Origin of the sequence: Vallitalea sp., from assembly GCF_025211055.1 — a bacterium.
Taxonomy (GTDB): domain Bacteria; phylum Bacillota; class Clostridia; order Lachnospirales; family Vallitaleaceae; genus Vallitalea.
Genome location: NZ_JAOARO010000047.1, coordinates 1 through 17,166, shown reverse-complemented (window position 1 = coordinate 17,166; position 17,166 = coordinate 1). Strand labels below are relative to the sequence as shown.

Genomic DNA, 17,166 nt, shown 5'->3' with positions numbered 1-17,166 from the left:
TTAATCCACTTTTCTTAAATAAACTAATAATTTCTTTCCACTCTTTATCAGTTTTAATATCTGACATTAAAACACCTCCATGAATTGGATTATATCATGGAGATACTAATAATTGAATGTGTGGTGGGTTTGTCGCTTACCCCGAAAGCGCAAGTTAGACTTTAAGGAAATGATACGAATTATACTTTCTATGGGAGGAAGCAGTTTAAATTCAGAGCTTATGAATTATTTCACTTATGATTCCGATGTTGCTACATGTTTCGCATTTGTCCAACAACGTAGTAAGATTCTGCCTTAAGCTTTTGAATTCATGTTTAATGAGTTAACATCATCTACCATTAATCCTAGTCTTTTTAATGGTTATCGGCTGTTAGCTGTTGATGATTCTGATTTATGCACTGCACAAAATCCAGAAGAGTTTAATAATCATTTCTCCAATACTTCTAACGCTAAAGGTTATAACCTACTACACTTGAATGCTATGTATGACTTATGTAATCGTATTTATGTGGATTCAATTGTGCAACCTGGAAGAAAAGAAGATGATGGAATGGAAAAATTCATTATATCTGCATGTACATGGACTGTTTTCCCTAATGAAGATAATTCAACATGGAAACGTATATATACAAAATGGTTACCAACGTCTGAATATGAATTAGCAGATATACCTTGTATTGAATGCTTTTATCCACTTGATCATATACCACAACGTGAAATATGGGTTCCAATATTATAAAATGAAATATTGAGTGGAGAAATGATTATGCCGATTGAAGTAATTCACTGATAATTATTATAACAGCTATTTTATCACAGATGCAGTTACAAATAATTGTTACCGGTTCGTTTCTATTAACTCATGTTATTGTTTATAGCTATATCTAGAAAGATGAATGTAATTATTTAATATAAATTAATTTTTAACCATATATAATAATAGTATAGGTTGTTTTTATTGTATAAAAAGATATAATTGCTATTATAGAATAAGAATTTTAATATATATTTAAAATAAAAATATTAATTAATTTGAAATTCATTGATAGTCTTAATTATTATAATTTGGTAAAGGAATCTGTTCTCACAATTAAATTTTACATATGATTGGTGATAATCAAATGAATTTAAAATCTGAAGTTAGAAAAGAAATAGAGCTAATAATTAAAGAAAATGACATTGATAGACATAGTTTTTTTGAAATTTCAAAAATAAAATATCAGGATGTTATTAATAAATCATTTACAAAATTTTTAGATAGTACAACGCAATGATTTTCTGCTTTATAAAGCATATTTAAGATATAATAATAAATTACAGTTTGTAGGCATTAATGAAGTAAAATATACAGGAGAGTGGTGGCAATGGTTTAGATTATTGCCACAATTAATTAATGAGCCCCAAAAATTATTTTTAGTGGAATGACATATACATGGGTTTATGAAGGAAAAGTAAAAGAAATAATGGAAATTCTATATAGGGGTACACCAATAGGTGAAGGAGATTGTTATATTATTTCAAAGAAATATGATTGGCTGATTGGTTACTGTGATGATGGAGATTATGTTAGTTGCTTAGGGAGTGGGTTAAATTTTGAAACAATAAGTGAACAAAAAAATCTAAAAATATATACTAAATAGAAAAATTTTAAAACCGAGAAGTTATTATAAGAATGGATGAAATGGATTTAGCATACTTAGTAAAAAAGAATATTAAATTTTTAGGGATTTGTTTATAGTACTGATTATCTATGTAAAGTATTTTCTAATGGGAGATTAATAAATCTTAAAAAACATGACAAAATTAATATTTATGATAATGAGTATGATGTAGAATATCAAGCTATGAAAGATTATTTATATGCTTACCCAGAGGATAGCTTGTCTTTTTTGCGATATTTTTATGAAGTTTAATAAATAAATTTATAATATTTTCCAAGTATATATATAGCATATGACTTTACAACAATACAAAAAACAATCCTTGACTTGCCTATTATGAAACTATCTGTTAATATTTAATAAGTCAGATTAAAAAGCTGATTGAAATAATAACAATTGTTTTGTTAGATAGATTGTATTTAGATAATATATTAAATAATGTAAAAAGGAAAAAAATAGTATTTATATAAAGAGGTGAAGGAGAGATTAATTATAAAAATACTACAGAAAAGATAATTATTATTTTTGCTACTATTTCATAATATTACTAATAAATTAAATGAAACTTGTAGTTATGAGGAGATTGGAGGATAACGTTAATGTTTATAATATCATTAAAATACATAAAACCGATTGAAGATGTTGAAAAAGAATTAAATGCACACATAAAATATTTAGAAAAATATTATTCATTACAAAAATTTGTTTGTTCAGGAAGAAAAAATCCTAGAATAGGTGGAGTAATTCTTTGTAATGGGAAAAATATAGAAGAAGTTGAAAAAATAGTTAACGAAGATCCATTCTATATTAATAAAATTGCAAGATATGAAATAATTGAGTTTTTACCTACAAAATTTGCAGATGGATTTGAGCGTTTTATAAATTGAATTATAAACTAAAGTATTGATTAATATATATGAGCCTTATTACAGGCTCTTTTAATGTAAGCGATCAATAATCACCCATATTCCAGTATCAACTCAAGTATGAGATAATTCATTTAAGAGTTAGAGTAAATCAATTTATTTTTATCTATACACTTAAGATATGTAGCATTCTACTACATAGTCTATCTTATTTATAGCTTTTTACTCCAACTCTAAATTATTGATTGGAGTAAAATGATGAACTATAAATGTAAGCGCTGAATAATCATATGTTATGGTTAGAGTATTACTACTAATAGTAGATTAATATCCAATTTTTATGAAGGGACTCGAACCCACAAGTCTTTATCAAACAGTAGATCCTTAGTCTGACATTGGTAAAAGATGGGTATCATAGTATTGTTTTAGCTTTGATAGCGCAAGATTGAAAAGAACAAATGTTCCGCTAAATATTTGTAATATATGATAAATATATATTCTATAAAATAATGAAAAGTATATTAATCGTTCTAGATAACAAAAAAATAGTATTAAAAGATAGTACTTTTAATTCTGATCTTTTTTATAATTAATAAACTTATTGCCATACATTTTTTGAAAGTTCTTGTTAGCTATTTCTATTTGCTGTAATATAAATTCTTTGCTTTTTTTATTGGAATAAGAAATAGTGTAAAAATTATTGTTTCTATTAAATTCCATGTGTTTTCGTCATCTACTTTAATTTTTACAGTTAATATATCATCGGTATTTTGATTAAAATGATTTACCATTATAAAATAGTTATAATTATTAATTTCCTTTTTAAAAACTAGTGCCCAGTGATACCAATATCTTTGTAATTGTTTTTTGGTAGAAACTTAAATAATAATATCACTATTAATAAAATACTTAATATAACAAAAATATTCTTTTTTTTCATTTACAACCCCTAATCTATTGATTAATTATATAATTAAATATATTATTATATAATATAATTTAATATTATTCAATATAAATAAAAATTAAAAAAATGGAATGAAAATAAAAATATTATGCCAATGAGTGTTATTGCCTCTGATGAATTAAAGTTTAGAATAACAACTGCTACAGAATATAAAGATGGTGAGAAGTTCAAAGTAATAAATTTATGTATGACTGGGAAGAAATACCATATAAAAATTACATGATTTAATAGGTGTTTCTTGGGATGGAGATTATTTTAGAGTTGTTTCAGGAGAATATAGGTATTATTGTCAATACAAACGTGAAGATGGTAAGGTAATAGCTAAGACCGATAATGGTGTAAGCTATTCAAGTAAAGATGGTGTTGGCTGGGATATTGATATTAAATGTTCCATTGATAATTACTATTATGTGGTAGATAATTATGGTTTTTGCATATTAAGGGTAGTGGAAGTATAGGATTAGTTTTGGACTATTATCTGTGAGTTTTAGTGGAGGTGCTTCAACCTATTCTCGTGGAACAGAATTATTTGAAGAATTTTAATTAACAACAAATTTATAAAAATAATTAGTTATTGCTATAAATAAAGAAAGGGTAAAGGATATTCCTTTAACCCTATTATAATTAACTATTTAATTCATTTTGTATTTTTTCTTTAAGCAATTGTCTATTGTAACTATATGAACATTTGATATGTAAACTTTTAAATCCTGCAATTCCTATAATTTCATCCATAAACTTGTCTCTATTATTTCTATCATTGTTATTATGAGATTTATCATCTAATTCAATACAGATAATAGGTTTTAAAGTTTGAGTGTTACATAATACAAAGTCTACATGTTTGGATTTGATTTTGTTAAAATATGTTTGTCTGTTTTCTATTTTACCAACTTTAATAATATCTGCGACACGTACTTTAGTAAATAAAGTTACGTCTAGCTCTAAACATATATTATAAAGTATTTTGTAAAAACTAAATTCTGCTTTTGATAATAAACTATTAACTCCATAGTATGCATTACTATAGTCATTTTTAGAGTTAGTAGTTTTTTTTGATTCATTAGTTGGATTGTCCGTTGGGGTATTATTATTTGTACTTTCATTATTACTAGATAAAGATTTAATAATGATTATTACAACAAATATAACCGAAACTAAAATTAATGTGTACATAATTACTCCTTCTACATTTTTAATAAATTATAAATTTTAATTCGCTTTTAGATAAGTTATTTGTACTTATATGAAACGTGTCACTTATATTTGTTGAGATGTTTTTTTGTAGTTATATAAATATAGGATTAATGGATCTCTCCTAGTGTCTCAATGATTTATTCAATCGTGTTCATATTCCTCCTTTTTAAATAGTCACTAAATTTCTAAAAACGAGTTAATTTTCAATATATATTATAACATAAATTTTTGTGTATCAAAATACATGAATTTACTTAATTTTAGTGATGGTAAGTAAAAAATAGGGGTTATCTTTAACCTTATTATTATATTATTACTTCTAGTTATTAATTATCTGCCATATGTTCAAATTTCCCAATGATTTACTTTCGCTTTTCTGATAAAGTTCTAAATTTTATTAATTAATACTTTTTCATCTTCAGTAAAATCAATTTCTTAAATTAAGATTTTCGATTTTGGCTTCATTATACTTGGATTTGTGAGGTTTGAACTGAGTAATCGTATATGCCATGCCGACACAAGCCCTTCTTGTTTCATAATACGACCAATACAACGTCTAGAGACTTGATAGCCTACTTTTGCTAATTCTACCTTGATTTTTCTTGTGCTATAATTGGTACGACTAGCCCTAAAAATAGTGATAATTTCATTTGTCAATTCATCTCGTTTGCTGTAACCTTGCTAATAATACGTGCTTCTTGGAATTTGCAGGACTTTACACATTGCTGATACACTGTATTTGTGACAATTGTTTCTAATCACATTTCCTTTTCCCATTAAGGTAAAGTTACACTATTTGATTCGTAAAATCATCTGTAAATGTACGTCTTGGTCTTCTTTTATTGGTCATGATTAATCTCTCTTCTCTTAAAATGTGATTTGATTTTTACATGACCTTAAAATATCTGTCCAGTTAAGTATAGCCTATCCAGGTCATGAAGATAGAAGAGTTCCTATATCATTAGCAACCATTAGGGCAGTAAACAAGTATTTACAGAAACGCATTATACCATTTGAAGATAAAAACCCTAACTTATTGTTTGTAAATAGAAATAATAAGGGGATAACAAGTAGGACAATCAGGTCTTATATTGATACTCATGTGAAGAGTAATGGAATCACAAGAGGAAATACACATTTGTTTAGACATACATTTATAACTAGAAAATGTTTAGAAACGAATGACGCTTTTTAGGTTCAGCAACTGGCAGGGCATAAAGGTTTAAGTACAACTAAAAACTATTATCAATGTGCTAATTCTTACTTAATAGCAAAGGTAAATTTAACACCAATAGACCAGTTACTTGCAAGCATAAAAATGTAAATAATTTACATGCCATTTAACCCATTAAGCGTACTAGACCAAATAAAAAGTAACCCAAAAAAGGTTATATCATAATGATATAGCCTATATAAATGCGATAAAATCGTTAATGCAGTTGGGGGGGGACTCGAAACCCCAAGTCCTTATCGGACACTAGATCCTTAGTCCAATATTGGTAAAAAATAGTTATTATAGTATTGTCTTATCTTTGATAGCACAAGATTGAAAAGAACTAATGTTCGACTAAATATTTATAATATATATGTAATAAGTATATATTTTATAAATCAATGAACGTTATAGATAACATAAAAAATAGGATTAAAAGAAAATACTTTTAATCCTGTTCTTTTTTATAATTAATAAACTTATTGCCATACATTTTTTGAAAGTTCTTGTTAGCTATTTCTATTTGGTGCAATATAAATTCTTTACTTTTTTGATTCGAATAAGAAATAGTGTAAAAATTATTTGTTTCTATTAAATTCCATGTGTTTTCGTCATCTACTTTAATTTTTACAGTTAATATATCATCGGTATTTTGATTAAAATGATTTACTATTATAAAATAGTTATTATTATTAATTTCCTTTTTAATAACTAGTGCCCCAGTGATACCAATATCTTTGTAATTATTTTTTGGTAGAAACTTAAATAATAATATCACTATCAATAAAATACTTAATATAACAAAAATTATTCTTTTTTTCATTATTATGACCCCTAATCTATTGATTAATTATTTAATTGCATATATTATTATATAGTATAAATTAATATTTTTCAATATAATAAAAAATTAAAAAAATGAAAAAATAAAATGAGAAAAGTACTTTCATTAGCTTTAGGAATTATATTATTATCATCAAATTTATTATTAGTTAATGCAAATGATATGCCAATTGACGAACAATTATTGGAAAATGGATTTCCTCTGGATGTTATTAATGAAATGGTTTATGAGCAAAAAATGGATATTGAATAGGAATTTAACTTTTTGTAGTACTAAACAGGTATTTTTGAATGAAAATAAAAATATTATGCCAATGAGTGTTATACCATCTGATGAATTAATGTTTAGAATAACAACTGCTACAGAATATAAAGATGGTGAGAAGTTCAAAGTAATCTATCTTATGTATGATTGGGAAGAAATCCCATATTGGAAATTACAAGATTTAATAGGTGTTTCTTGGGATGGAGATTATTTTAGAGTTGTTTCAGGAGAGTATAGGTATTATTGTCAATACAAACGTGAAGATGGTAAGATAATAACTAAGACCGATAACGGTGTATGCTATTCAAGTAAAGATGGTGTTGGATGGGATATTGATATTAAAGGTTCCATTGATAATCACTATTATGTGATAGATAACTATGTTTTTTGTTCTGTAACAATAAGTAAACGCCCATCTACGCCAAGTGATAAAGAATGTGAGTTATACGCAAAATACATACATATTAAAGGTAGTGGAAGTATAGGATTAAGTTTTGGACCATTATCTGTGAGTTTTAGTGGAGGTGCTTCAACTGATTCTCGTGGAACAGAATTATTTGAAGAATTTTAATTAACAACTAAATTATAAAAATAATTAGTTATTGCTATAAACAAAGAAAGGGTAAAGGATGATATTTTCCTTAACCCTATTTTTTATTCCTTTTTTAACTCTTAATGGTATGCAACATAAAAATATTAACTAATTAGTTAATATTTACTATGCATTAAATATTTGTTTAATGTATAGTACTATAAACTTACATAAATAAAAAAGGGCGAAGGAATAACACCTTTAACCCTATTTTTTAGTAGGTAATATTTTATACTAATTTTTTTATTCTCTTACTGTCATATGTATCTTATTATTATCTTCATGATGTTCAATATTAAATTCGTCTAATGTTGTTATTACATCTGTACGATTTTTCTCTATTATTTTGAGATAATCTTTATACAATATTTTAAATTCCTTAAAGTTTATATCATTTGTATTATCTAAGACTATTTCATGAATTGATATTGACTTATTTAGTATAACTACAATATTAGCTTTTATATCATTTACTTCTTCATAACCAGTTAGATCAATTTCATTAAGTAAAGCTAAGTTATTCTTAATAGTATCAGTATCCAAGTCATTTATATTACCCATAATATAATTGTTATATTTTATTATGTCAGATAAGTAATCTCCTAAATCAATTATTTCATTCATCACGGTTACTCTTATTGATTTTTTATCTATATTAAATAAATTAGATATTGTAGGTAAATTTGCTGATATAGCAAAATTATTATAAGTACTGGTTATGAATGAAAGTATAAATGTACCTCTCAAAATAAATATAAGTATTGCAGCTATTGAACTTATAGTTATTAGTTTGCGTTTATATATTTTTTTGCCATAGTAGCCATTAATGTAATTTTTTTCTATAAAACTTGTAAAGCCTGTACTTTTAGTTTTGCCTTCCTTGTCCAAAGTTTTCATCTGTTTTATAAATTCATTTTGTGTTTTAGTTCTTTTCATTATTATTTAATATCCCATTTTTAATATATTTTTTGAAATATTAAATCGTTTATTAGATTATGTTATTCTAACCTTATAGTTCGTGTCGCTTTTATTTGTTGAGATATTTAATATGATATTTGTATACAATATATGTTTAATAGATTCTCTACAGTGTCTCATTAATTTATCAGTAGTGTTCAATTTTTGCCTCCTTCCTTAAATCTATAATTATGTATTTCTAAGAAACGAGTTAATTTTCAATATTAATTATAGCATACATAAATAAAAATAGGGTAAGGAGAACACCTTAAACCCTATTTTTTTATTGTTCTTTTTTTAATTCTTGAATTTCAAGTATATGTTTTAATTCGCTCATAGCTATTTTTTTGTTAATATCATCTAAATTATTATATATATTAAGCAATGTTTTCCTATCATCACTTAATGTTGAGTTTTCATTTCCAGGAAGTATATAAGTTATTGGTAGTTTATAATGTTCATATAAAGGTATTAAAGTTTTTCCTGATGGAATTGTTTTATCATTTTCTATATCTGCAATTGTGCTTAACGGTATTCCAGCAATTGTATTGATGTCCTTTCTAGTTAGTTTTTCCCTTATTCTCCATGTTTTAAATCTGTAACCGATTGTGCTCATAAAATTCTCCTTAATTTTTTATCGGATTTTCGTTAATTACTATTGGTGTTTACGACTTAACGTTATATAATACACATTATAGCGGTTAATCGTTATTGTATATCGTAATTTAATTATATCATATCTAATTATCCATTTAACCCCTTAAGCGTACTAGACCAAATAAAAAGTAATCAAAAAAAGGTTATATCATAATGATATAGCCTTTATAAATGCGATAAAATCGTTGATGCAGTTGGGGGGGACATTGGGCTAAAGATAATATTTATAAAGTGGTAGCAGCTGGAATAATGGAAGGTTTTCCAGATGGAGAATTTAAGCCTAACTTAACAGTTACTAGAGCAGAATTAGCGACAGTAGTAGCCAACTTGTTAGACATAATATAAGATTAAAGACTTGTTTAGTAAAGAACAACTATTAGAAACTATTAAACTAAATATAAAGAGATGGGAGAGATTTTATTATGAAAGAAAAAATAACAGCATTGTTAGAGGTTAGAAAGATTATAGCATTGCTTATTACTATTTTGTTTTTTATCCTAAGCATGATGGGAGCTATTGGACCAGATAAAGCCTTTGAGGTTGTATTGATGGTAATAGCTTTTTATTTTGGTAAAAGTACAGCACTTGACAAGCCACAGTAAGCACCTATAGAGGTGTTTTTTAATTGGATTATTAAAGGAGTGTAAGCCTTTTAATCCTTTCATGTAGGGTGTAGCGAAAAGCTATGCCCTTTTTTGTACCCAAAATTAGAATTGAGAGGATAAATCATATATGAAAATAATAAAATTACAAGATGGAAATAGAGCAAAAGTATTTACTAAGAGAGAACTAATTGAAAAACTTAATTTTACGCAAGATGAAGCAAAAGTTGTTATGGATTATCAAAAGAAACTTCCTATATTATTAGGTACTAACGATGTGGATGCAAGGTCATTATGGAAGCAACTAGGACAGCCACAAGGGGAGTTTAATAAATGGGTATGTAGAAAGATAATTGATAAGGGATTTGAGGAAAATAAGGATTTCTCTAAGCTCGACAATTTTGTCGATGTTGAAAATAGTAATTTAAAAAGACCTCAGACAGATTATACCCTTACAATGGATACAGCTAAAAATGTCTCTATGATGGAAAATACAGACATAGGACGATTAGTAAGGAAATACTTCATTAAGGTAGAAAAGGCTCTTAAAGACTATGAACAATGGGAAATGATAAGGAATCCAGAAAAGAAGTCATTTAAAGAAATGTGTAGTGTACTTAAAAGTAAGTACATGGAAAAACATAATGGTATAGAACCCGATAGAGAAGAATACATCAAAGAAGCTAATATGCTTAATCAATTCTTATTAGGGTATAAAGCAAAAGATATAAGAAAAATTCTAGTTGCAAAAGATAAGGTCACTCGGGAGCACCTTAATTTACAAATCAATAAAGCATTAGATGAATTACAAATATTAGATACTGATTTAGTCATAGCTAATATGGAATTTGAGAAAAGAAAAGAGATTATAGAATTAACTTGTATTGGTAAGTATGCTCATATCAAAGAAATATTTTTTAGCTTATAATTTTGGATACCAGGAGTAAATAGATATGGAATTACAAAGAGAATATAAGAACATTAAATCCTTAGCAACAGAACTAGCCATAAAAGCATACTCTAAAGGATATGAAGAAACTGAATATAAATTTAACCTTAGTAGATTTAATCCAACTCAGCAAGACATAACTAAGCATATAAATTATATGAAAGGATTAATAGAAAGTTATGTAGAGTTAGATGAACGAGAAGAAGCTAAAGAATATGAGAATAAATTAAATGACTTTATTAAAGAACAATCATTGAAAAGGCAGAAAGAATTAATTCAAGAAGCTCAAAAGGAATTATTTTATTGTTTTATACCTGGTGAAGCAAGTAAATATTTAAGTAAAAATGATAATGCATTTATGGAAAGAGTTCTATGTGTTGAATATACAACAAGTAATGCTGTAGAGGATTATTTAAGGAATTACGTTGAGGACAACAACTAATTATTTATATCATTAATGTACTTAGACACAGATATAAAAGAACTAAATTTAGTTTCATAATTTAGTTGATAAAATAGTATGCATATTTTGTCGAAAAAACTACAACATTGTATTATAATACATAAATATATCAAATATAAGACTATATTTTAGATGTGTAACATGATATAATCTGGAATAACAAAAGAGAAAGGATTGATTTATAATGAAGAAAATAAGAAATTTAGTTTTGTTTTTTGCAATGATAATGGTTTTAAGTGGGGTTAATGTTTATGCAGCATCAGTTGGTGATAGTTTGACGAGTCCGGAAGAAGGATGGAAAAGGTATGATGATTCCGCAGAAATGATTAGCTATAAAAATATCACCAAAGCGAATAATAGTGGTCTTTATTACAATAGTACTTATCATTATACTGGTAATTCTACAGATGTAAAAATAAAATTTGATTTTATTGGAAGTAAAATTAGAATTATAGGCGTGCTTCATGAGGATTATACAAGGAATATAAGTATAAAAATAGATGGAATTGAGTATCACTATAATCAAGGTGCAACTAATCATAATAATGATTACCAGCATATACAATTCGAAAAACAGGATTTAGTAAATAAAGAGCATACTGTAGAAATAGCACCACAAGATTCCAAAAGATTTAGTATAGATGCAATAGATATAGATGAAAATGGAGAACTATTACCATTTCAGTTTTCTGACATACCGTTAAATTTAACTGCAGTGCCATCTAATCCTAATATAACTCTAAATTGGGATGTAGTAGATGGTGCAGATAACTATACAATATTAAGGTCAACAACATCAAGTGCCGTAGATACAGTTATAGCTAGCAATATAACAGAGACAACTTACATAGACGCAAATGTTGAACCAGGAGTAACTTATTATTATGTAGTACGAGCAGTAAAAGATGGTGCAGAAAGCCCTAACTCAAGCGAAGTTTCGGCTATAATAAAAGCATCTGATAAAAAAGTAAAATTAGTCCTTGAAGTAAATAGACAAAAACAGTTAAGTGTAACAGATGATTTAACTGATAATATAGAAATGACATGGACTTCTTCAGATATGACCATAGCAACAGTAGATGCAAATGGTAAAGTAAAAGCATTAAAGTTAGGTGATACAGTAATAACTTGTACAAATAAAGATGGTTCATATACTGAGACAATCAATGTTTTAGTTGTCGATTTAGATTTGCAGTTAGCAGTAGACTTAAATACTGGTGAAAAATGTAGATTAGTAGTTGGTAACTTAATGAATACTCTAAAGGTAACATGGAAAACAGACGATTCTACAATTGCAACCGTATCCGCTAAAGGCAAAGTAACTGCAATAAGTGAAGGCTTAACATACATAAGTGCACTTGATGAAACAGGCAAAGAATTAGGACGTATATATGTAAGAGTAAGATAAATAATATATTAACTAAAACAAGCTTTTGGACAGGTACAGGACCTATGTTCTTAATTGAAGATAGGTTCTTTTTTATTGCTTATTATTATATTATCTGTTAATATTAGTAGGTGCTTATCGGGAATTGCTTTTAATTAAGGAGAGGTTGTTAATGAAATATTGTCCGAATTGTAAAGAAGAATATGAGGATGAAGTAAAAGTTTGTAAGGAATGTAATATTGAACTCTTTGATTGTATAGAAGATAATAATAAAAGTAAGATATATACTAAGTTTAGAATGGCAAAAAAATCATTAAAAGTTATGGCAGTTTTATTCGCTATTGGTATTATTTTAATTCTTTTTTCTGGTTCAATAGGGGAAAGTATGGGAGAAAAAGCTATACAAAGTTGTGGCGGCTGTATGGATACAAGTTCATACGAAAGAATAATTGATACTAATACATCAAATTTTAGAATTGTTGGTTTAGTGTTATCTTTAGTAGGAGGTTTTGGAACATTACTTAGTGGATATGCAGTATATAAAGAACTTAATTAAAGTTATATTTAGTATATAAAATCTACCTTAAGCTATGGGTAGATTATTTTTTTATGCATTATTAGTACTGATATCTATTAAGTAAAAAGGTGAATATAAATATTGCATAAATTGTAATATTTAAATAATAAAATATTGCTTGTAAATATAAATAAAAAGTACAAACTAAATCTAGTTAAAAGTAATAAAAATAAAATAATTTGTAACCTTTTGTCATTATTTGTGGTTATATAAGGTTTAAGTAAAATATAAAAAAATAAAAAATTCACATAAATTAAATAAATAGTATGATAATGCTGCAAATTATGATATAATTCTTATGCTCGAGCTTAATCATAAAAGCATGCATATTAATATATTCGATAAAAAGGAGAAACAAGATGAAAAAAAATTGTAACTAGTTTAGTGCTTTTGAGTTTTATTTTTTGTTTATTTGGTAATAATAATAATACAATAGTAGCATCTTTACAAAGCAATCACATAATGGTAGAATCAAATCAAAAAGTTACTGCTATGCAAATAAATAATTGGATAAGAGATGGTAAGAAAATAATTATTCGTGAGGATTTAACTAAAATTGAATTAAAAAATGAAGCAATGGATTCATCTATTGGAAGGAATAATGAGAGAGAAGTAAATCTTACAAAAGTTGGTACAATGATATACGAAGATAACGGTAAACATCGTTATGTTAATATCAATGTTGCAGACACAAGTGAAAAATTTATAACAAGTACCTTTGAAAGAGTTTTAGAAAGTGATTTTAGTACGCTTGATTCTAAAGAACCAAAGATTATTTCTGATTCTTCAGTATCTACCACAAGGTCTCTATCTTCATGGAATATTGCTGATTCTACAACAAGTTTTGATGCTCATAGAGGTGCTGATGTGAGATCATCATTAATTGTTTATGAAGATCCAAGTGCCCCTTCATCAGGGGGGAAATATTATCATTTTGCTGAATATAGAATCGATGCTGACAAAAGAGCAGTCGAAGGTACAGTGCACTTTATTAAAGAAATTGAAGTAAAATTAAAAAATTATAGTGGAACAATACTTAAAATAGTTCCGGAAAGTGATATAAGCCATTCTTCTTCAATAACTATATCTTATCCATGGGGTGCTAGTTTGCCAATAGATTTTGGTAGAAAAATAATTGCGACTAAAACTGGTGGTGGAATATCTTCAAATTTTGTACAATATCTAGTTAAGTCAACAGATTATTATACTCCTGAATTGGATTTTCTAGAGGGAGCAATGACATCTAGTAGTGACAACACATATCTTTGCAGGATTATACTACATGAAATATGCTGTTAATATGGATCCAGGGAACATAAACATCGATGCAGTTACTTACACAGGTAATTCAACGTTGAGCAAATAGATAGAATAAAGATGGCATCTTGTGAAAAGATGCCATCACATTAAATATAATTTTAAAAATTTAATTTATGATATATAATAATAAACTTAAACGAGTAAATTTGTAAATGTTAACGTATTATATTTGTTGGTTTGAATTTATTAATAATGAGGATGATGATATGAAAAATAAATTAATAATTAAAGGTAATTTAAATATATATCTATTTGCAGTTCTATTAATTACCGTGTTTATATTTATAAATTGGTATGTTAACTCATTAGATTTCAAATTAAAGTCTAGTGGTATGAATGGAGAGATAGTATATTCTAGAATTATTGACGATGAAATTCTATTATTTTATGAAAATCCTTCATCTACAGGAGATATTCTAGAAGTAATAAGTATAATGATAAAAAACAATAAATATAAAATAAAAAAGGAGTTTAACACATCTTATTCTCCAAATTTTTCTTTTAATATTAAGTTCAATTATGGTAATAATAATAATTCTGTATTATATTATGGATACATTTACAACACAGAAATAACAAAAATAGAAATGATAAAAAGTAATTCTGAAGCAATTGACACTGAAATAATTCAAACAAATGGTAAATATAGAATGTGGTTATATGAAGGATTCACGGGTGACCATAAAATAATTGGATATGATAATGATGGTAATAAATATCAATAAATATATTTTGTATTTATTGTATTTATATTAACAAAACTTTATATAAAAAGATAAATATACTTTTATGAAATATGTATGTAATGATAAAAATAATATAAATACAATAAGATAATGAAGTTACCAATTAAGTATATTCTTTTGGTTTGTTTTACAACTACTAAAGCACTGATTAGTACATAACAATAGCCTACCATAACATATGTTAAACGGTAGGCTCTATTTCTGCCTTTTTCTCCACACTATATCATAGCCGAGCATATCGGCTATCTTTTTTACGTCTTTATAGCTAATAGTCTCCCTGGTTAGCTTATTAGCAAAGTTTTGACTCGTTATATTTAACTGTTTAGATACGTTTTTAACCTTAAAATCATGTTTCTTAATAAAGTACATTATTTCTTTTCTAATACTGCCCATAATTTTCCACCTCATTCAAGGCGATTATAATGTATAATTTTTAGCATAGCAAGAAACATACACTTTATAGTGTAGACACTATATATCACCAGGGGGACATCATGCGATTACTAATAAGAGAAATTAGAGAAAGACAAGGATTAAGTCAAAATAAGTTAGGGGCAAAAGCGGGAATAACAGCGGCTTCTATATCACTTATTGAAAGCTATAAGAGATCCCCAACTCTCAAAAACCTAGAAAAGATAGCAAAGGCACTTAATGTTAAAGTTAGAGATTTATTAGATGAGGATTAATTGTATAGACAACATTAACTATAGTTAATATATTCAGAAACCCATAAACCATGTTTGGTGTTATAATAGCCATAGGAGATAAATAAAAAATCAAAGAAGGTAATCTTATGTTAAATTCACTCATAAACCTAGAATTTGACAGCATAGTGGACATAATACGAGACATAAAATTAAATAACACCTCTTAACCAAAATCTTAACTTTACAGAACATATGTTCGGGTGTATAATTTATTTATGCACTTGGTAGCAATAATCGTAGCAATGTATTTACAGGTGAATTGGGAGGAACGTTACATGAAACAATTAGAAGAAGAGTATATAAATAGAAAATGCTCAATAGCATTATCACAAAATGAAAGATATATGGATTTATCAAATAAAAGTATTAATATTTTTAATAGGTTAAAATGTGTTTTGGGGAATAATAAAGAATTATTATTTGAATACGAAGAAGTACTATCAGAGATTCAGGGAATAGTAGAAGTTGAAGCATATAAAATTGGAAATAATAATTAAATATAATAACTAAACAGATAGTTCAGATGATACTATCTGTTTTTATGGCTGTCAAAATGGCTGTCAAACCTTTTTTGGTTGACAGCCATTATTCCTTTAAAGCCAGTGCAGTTGGGGGGACTCGAACCCCCAAGTCCTTATCGGACACTAGATCCTTAGTCTAGCGCGTATGCCAATTCCGCCACAACTGCATATTTACTGGGTACACATCAGTTTTTCCGTAAAAAACTGAGGCTACATTACCTCGCTTGAAGATTATAGCACAGGACAAATTTTTTTGCAACCCTAAAACGTTAAAAAATTACGGCATACGCATGAAAATTTTTCTTAATGAAAATTACTCAAAGTAATTTTAAAAAATACTATTAATTAATAGTGCTTATAAAGACAAAGGCTATATAGATGGGCTTGTGGCATTCTTCCGTAAATGCCATCTCTCTAATATTCTTTGTGGCTACAGGTTTTGGTAAGATTCTATAGGTGATACTTTTCCTTTCCGCTAAACGTCCATGTTTAGCGGAAAGGCACTTTGCAGTCCTAGCACGCTTATCGTATTACCGTAAGCGTCAAATGACTGCCGCCTAGCTATCCTCTGTAAATAGAGATATACTTCCAAATATAAATATTTAGGAGGTATTGCCTATGGCAACAAGATATGTAGAAGTTGATTGGGAGCATATGTTTAAACTATTCCAAGAGT

At 26.9% G+C, this 17,166-nt stretch carries 21 protein-coding genes, 1 tRNA gene and 2 pseudogenes; 17 read left to right on the top strand and 7 right to left on the bottom strand.

Going from position 1 to position 17,166, the window contains the following annotated elements:
• The first annotated feature begins 310 nt into the window (after window positions 1–310).
• The 4 genes from N4A55_RS06095 to N4A55_RS06080 all read left to right on the top strand — a co-directional run bounded on the left by N4A55_RS06095 (window position 311) and on the right by N4A55_RS06080 (window position 2,548).
• On the top strand, window positions 311–739 hold the full coding sequence (locus N4A55_RS06095) for a GyrI-like domain-containing protein (RefSeq protein ID WP_293754654.1): 429 nt from the start codon (window positions 311–313) through the stop codon (window positions 737–739).
• A 382-nt stretch (window positions 740–1,121) separates the two neighbouring features.
• Window positions 1,122–1,274, top strand: coding sequence for a hypothetical protein (locus tag N4A55_RS06090; protein WP_293754653.1), 153 nt, complete (start codon window positions 1,122–1,124; stop codon window positions 1,272–1,274).
• A 147-nt stretch (window positions 1,275–1,421) separates the two neighbouring features.
• Entirely contained in the window at window positions 1,422–1,640 is a 219-nt protein-coding gene (locus tag N4A55_RS06085; RefSeq protein WP_293754652.1) for a DUF6756 family protein, read from the top strand.
• A 620-nt stretch (window positions 1,641–2,260) separates the two neighbouring features.
• Complete coding sequence (locus N4A55_RS06080; protein ID WP_293754650.1) at window positions 2,261–2,548, top strand: YciI family protein; 288 nt, start codon at window positions 2,261–2,263, stop codon at window positions 2,546–2,548.
• A 1,570-nt stretch (window positions 2,549–4,118) separates the two neighbouring features.
• Here N4A55_RS06080 and N4A55_RS06075 read toward each other — a convergent pair.
• Window positions 4,119–4,670: a DUF2726 domain-containing protein gene (locus N4A55_RS06075; protein WP_293754648.1), complete on the bottom strand. Its 552-nt coding sequence runs from the start codon at window positions 4,668–4,670 to the stop codon at window positions 4,119–4,121.
• 463 nt (window positions 4,671–5,133) lie between these two features.
• A pseudogene (locus tag N4A55_RS06070) lies at window positions 5,134–5,462 on the bottom strand (IS3 family transposase); the annotation flags it as partial.
• A gap of 130 nt (window positions 5,463–5,592) precedes the next feature.
• Here N4A55_RS06070 and N4A55_RS17020 point away from each other — a divergent pair.
• A complete protein-coding gene (locus N4A55_RS17020; RefSeq protein WP_443083820.1) occupies window positions 5,593–5,886 on the top strand; it encodes a tyrosine-type recombinase/integrase in 294 nt (97 codons plus the stop codon).
• A 466-nt stretch (window positions 5,887–6,352) separates the two neighbouring features.
• On the opposite strand, the gene N4A55_RS06065 is transcribed toward N4A55_RS17020, so the two are convergent.
• The gene (locus N4A55_RS06065) at window positions 6,353–6,727 is read right to left on the bottom strand and encodes a hypothetical protein (protein ID WP_293754647.1); all 375 of its coding nucleotides are present in this window, start codon (window positions 6,725–6,727) and stop codon (window positions 6,353–6,355) included.
• Between the two features lie 108 nt (window positions 6,728–6,835).
• Here N4A55_RS06065 and N4A55_RS06060 point away from each other — a divergent pair, with 108 nt between their 5' ends.
• Both N4A55_RS06060 and N4A55_RS06055 read left to right on the top strand, forming a co-directional pair.
• On the top strand, window positions 6,836–7,000 hold the full coding sequence (locus N4A55_RS06060; protein WP_293754645.1) for a hypothetical protein: 165 nt from the start codon (window positions 6,836–6,838) through the stop codon (window positions 6,998–7,000).
• Window positions 6,963–7,583, top strand: a complete 621-nt coding sequence (locus N4A55_RS06055) for a hypothetical protein (RefSeq protein ID WP_293754643.1) — start codon at window positions 6,963–6,965, stop codon at window positions 7,581–7,583. The genes N4A55_RS06060 and N4A55_RS06055 overlap by 38 nt, the downstream gene beginning before the upstream one ends.
• A gap of 264 nt (window positions 7,584–7,847) precedes the next feature.
• Here N4A55_RS06055 and N4A55_RS06050 read toward each other — a convergent pair whose 3' ends face one another.
• Window positions 7,848–8,540: a hypothetical protein gene (locus N4A55_RS06050; RefSeq protein ID WP_293754642.1), complete on the bottom strand. Its 693-nt coding sequence runs from the start codon at window positions 8,538–8,540 to the stop codon at window positions 7,848–7,850.
• Between the two features lie 304 nt (window positions 8,541–8,844).
• On the bottom strand, window positions 8,845–9,177 hold the full coding sequence (locus tag N4A55_RS06045; RefSeq protein WP_293754640.1) for a helix-turn-helix domain-containing protein: 333 nt from the start codon (window positions 9,175–9,177) through the stop codon (window positions 8,845–8,847).
• 251 nt (window positions 9,178–9,428) lie between these two features.
• On the opposite strand from N4A55_RS06045, the pseudogene N4A55_RS06040 reads away from it, so the two are divergent.
• From N4A55_RS06040 to N4A55_RS06005, 8 genes and pseudogenes are all read left to right on the top strand, one after another.
• Window positions 9,429–9,563: pseudogene (locus tag N4A55_RS06040) on the top strand (S-layer homology domain-containing protein); the annotation flags it as partial.
• A 77-nt stretch (window positions 9,564–9,640) separates the two neighbouring features.
• Window positions 9,641–9,820 carry a hypothetical protein gene (locus N4A55_RS06035; RefSeq protein WP_293754639.1) on the top strand — a complete coding sequence of 60 codons (180 nt, stop codon included), beginning with the start codon at window positions 9,641–9,643 and terminating at the stop codon, window positions 9,818–9,820.
• A 130-nt stretch (window positions 9,821–9,950) separates the two neighbouring features.
• The gene (locus tag N4A55_RS06030; RefSeq protein ID WP_293754638.1) at window positions 9,951–10,748 is read left to right on the top strand and encodes an antA/AntB antirepressor family protein; all 798 of its coding nucleotides are present in this window, start codon (window positions 9,951–9,953) and stop codon (window positions 10,746–10,748) included.
• Window positions 10,749–10,773: 25 nt separating this feature from the next.
• The gene (locus tag N4A55_RS06025; RefSeq protein ID WP_293754637.1) at window positions 10,774–11,211 is read left to right on the top strand and encodes a hypothetical protein; all 438 of its coding nucleotides are present in this window, start codon (window positions 10,774–10,776) and stop codon (window positions 11,209–11,211) included.
• Between the two features lie 205 nt (window positions 11,212–11,416).
• The gene (locus N4A55_RS06020) at window positions 11,417–12,640 is read left to right on the top strand and encodes an Ig-like domain-containing protein (protein ID WP_293754635.1); all 1,224 of its coding nucleotides are present in this window, start codon (window positions 11,417–11,419) and stop codon (window positions 12,638–12,640) included.
• Between the two features lie 151 nt (window positions 12,641–12,791).
• Window positions 12,792–13,175, top strand: coding sequence for a hypothetical protein (locus N4A55_RS06015; RefSeq protein WP_293754634.1), 384 nt, complete (start codon window positions 12,792–12,794; stop codon window positions 13,173–13,175).
• Window positions 13,176–13,658: 483 nt separating this feature from the next.
• Window positions 13,659–14,495 (top strand): hypothetical protein, encoded by an 837-nt coding sequence (locus N4A55_RS06010; RefSeq protein WP_293754633.1) that lies wholly within the window; start codon window positions 13,659–13,661, stop codon window positions 14,493–14,495.
• 227 nt (window positions 14,496–14,722) lie between these two features.
• The gene (locus N4A55_RS06005) at window positions 14,723–15,241 is read left to right on the top strand and encodes a hypothetical protein (RefSeq protein WP_293754632.1); all 519 of its coding nucleotides are present in this window, start codon (window positions 14,723–14,725) and stop codon (window positions 15,239–15,241) included.
• A 216-nt stretch (window positions 15,242–15,457) separates the two neighbouring features.
• Here the strand turns inward: N4A55_RS06005 and N4A55_RS06000 are convergent, their stop codons facing one another.
• Window positions 15,458–15,655, bottom strand: a complete 198-nt coding sequence (locus N4A55_RS06000) for a helix-turn-helix domain-containing protein (protein ID WP_293754631.1) — start codon at window positions 15,653–15,655, stop codon at window positions 15,458–15,460.
• A 101-nt stretch (window positions 15,656–15,756) separates the two neighbouring features.
• On the opposite strand from N4A55_RS06000, the gene N4A55_RS05995 reads away from it, so the two are divergent.
• Entirely contained in the window at window positions 15,757–15,948 is a 192-nt protein-coding gene (locus N4A55_RS05995) for a helix-turn-helix domain-containing protein (RefSeq protein ID WP_293754630.1), read from the top strand.
• A gap of 296 nt (window positions 15,949–16,244) precedes the next feature.
• The gene (locus tag N4A55_RS05990; RefSeq protein WP_293754629.1) at window positions 16,245–16,466 is read left to right on the top strand and encodes a hypothetical protein; all 222 of its coding nucleotides are present in this window, start codon (window positions 16,245–16,247) and stop codon (window positions 16,464–16,466) included.
• A gap of 106 nt (window positions 16,467–16,572) precedes the next feature.
• Here N4A55_RS05990 and N4A55_RS05985 read toward each other — a convergent pair.
• Window positions 16,573–16,657: transfer RNA gene (locus N4A55_RS05985), tRNA-Leu, on the bottom strand.
• Between the last annotated feature and the right edge of the window lie 509 nt (window positions 16,658–17,166).